The organism is Actinocrinis puniceicyclus, from assembly GCF_018283645.1.
Lineage (GTDB): Bacteria > Actinomycetota > Actinomycetes > Streptomycetales > Catenulisporaceae > Actinocrinis > Actinocrinis puniceicyclus.
Genome location: NZ_JAGSXH010000312.1, coordinates 1 through 1,501 on the forward strand (window position 1 = coordinate 1; position 1,501 = coordinate 1,501).

Below are 1,501 nucleotides of genomic sequence, written 5' to 3' on the forward strand. Positions count from 1 at the left end.
CAGCATGTCCGTCAACGGCGCAATCGGCTCAGCACTCGAACTCACCCCCGAACGCTACCGCCCCGACCCCGAAACCAGTGGAAACAACCTGATCAGAGCCCTGAACCCATCAAGCTAAGTGGCATTGATTCAAGGGCAGGGGCCGTCGTGCTGTCCAGAGTTTCCGCGTAACTCACAGGCTGTGAATTAGTGCCGCCGACCTGGGCGGACACGAATAAGGCTTTTGAATAGGGTTCCAGGTGTGTGCGGGCAGCCAGGGTCGGCGTTCAGCCAGCATGGCAGGGCCGCTGCGTAGTCGCGCTCTGACCCGGTTTGCCTGATCTTCCCGCTCTGCGTGCCCCGGGTTGCGCGCAGGCACGGCCTCTGACGATCATTCAGGTTCCTACACCGCTGATCATCGGAGGGTCCGTGCCTGCCACGGCATTCTGGCCTATCGACGCGCCTGCGGGTCAAACCCCGGCGGGCGTACGCCCCGACCTGCTTGAACGCTTCGCTTCCGTACCCGACCCGCGCTCAGCGCGCGGCCGACGACACACCCTCGCATCGATCCTGGCCCTGGCCGCCTGTGCGACCGCGGCCGGCTGCAAAGGCCCGCTGGAAATCCAGGAATGGGCCCGTGACGCGCCCAGCGCCGTACTGGCCGCGCTCGGCTGCCGGTTCGACCCGTTCCACGGCCACCAGGTTCCGCACGCGACCACGATCGACCGGGTGCTTGAACTCATCGACGGCGACGTGCTGGACGCGGCCCTCGGCGCACACCTGACCGACCTGACCAGCCCTGACACCGACACCGACACCGACACCGGCCAACCGGTAGTCGCGATCGACGGCAAGACGCTACGCGGCGCCAGACGGCCCGACGGCACGGCCCCGCACCTGGTCGCCGCCTACGACCAGGCCAGCGGCGCGATACTCGGCCAACGCCAGGTCGCCGCGAAGACCAACGAAATCCCCGAAGCGCGCACCCTGCTCGGCGCCGTGCAGGTGACCGGCCGACTGGTCACCCTCGACGCACTACACACCTGCGAGCAGACCGCACGCGGCATCGTCGAGGACGCCGAGGCCGACTACCTGCTCACCGTCAAGGCGAACCGCCCCGCCCTGCTGCATGCCGCGGCCCTCGTGCTAAGCGGACCGGACAGCGACTTCGCGACCTTCACCGACACCACCCGCGGGCACGGCCGCGTCGAACAGCGCCTGGCCAGCATGGTGAGGGCGTCGATGAACCGGATGCCGTGTTTGAGGGCGGTGGCGAGGTAGGAGCGCAGGTCGCAGAAGTCTTGTGCTCCGGCAAGGGTCCGCATCGAGCCGGAGACCTTCTGCCGTAACTTCAGCATCCTGATCTCGCGGTCGGGTAGCCGGGGCGCATTGCTGGGCCCCGGCCCCCTAAGAACCGTGCGTGCCACTTGTAGCGGCACACGGCTCAAGCAAGCCCTGTAGGCTCACAGGCCCTCTGCGCTATCGGACTGCCTCGTGCTCTCTTGCGCAGTCGGCAGTGTTC

General features: G+C 67.4%; 1 protein-coding gene. It reads left to right on the forward strand.

The genetic code is table 11. The features are described 5' to 3' along the window. Positions 1-408: 408 nt before the first annotated feature. Positions 409-1,260: an ISAs1 family transposase gene (locus KGA66_RS28995; RefSeq protein WP_211472788.1), complete on the forward strand. Its 852-nt coding sequence runs from the start codon at positions 409-411 to the stop codon at positions 1,258-1,260. The last annotated feature ends 241 nt before the right edge of the window (positions 1,261-1,501 follow it).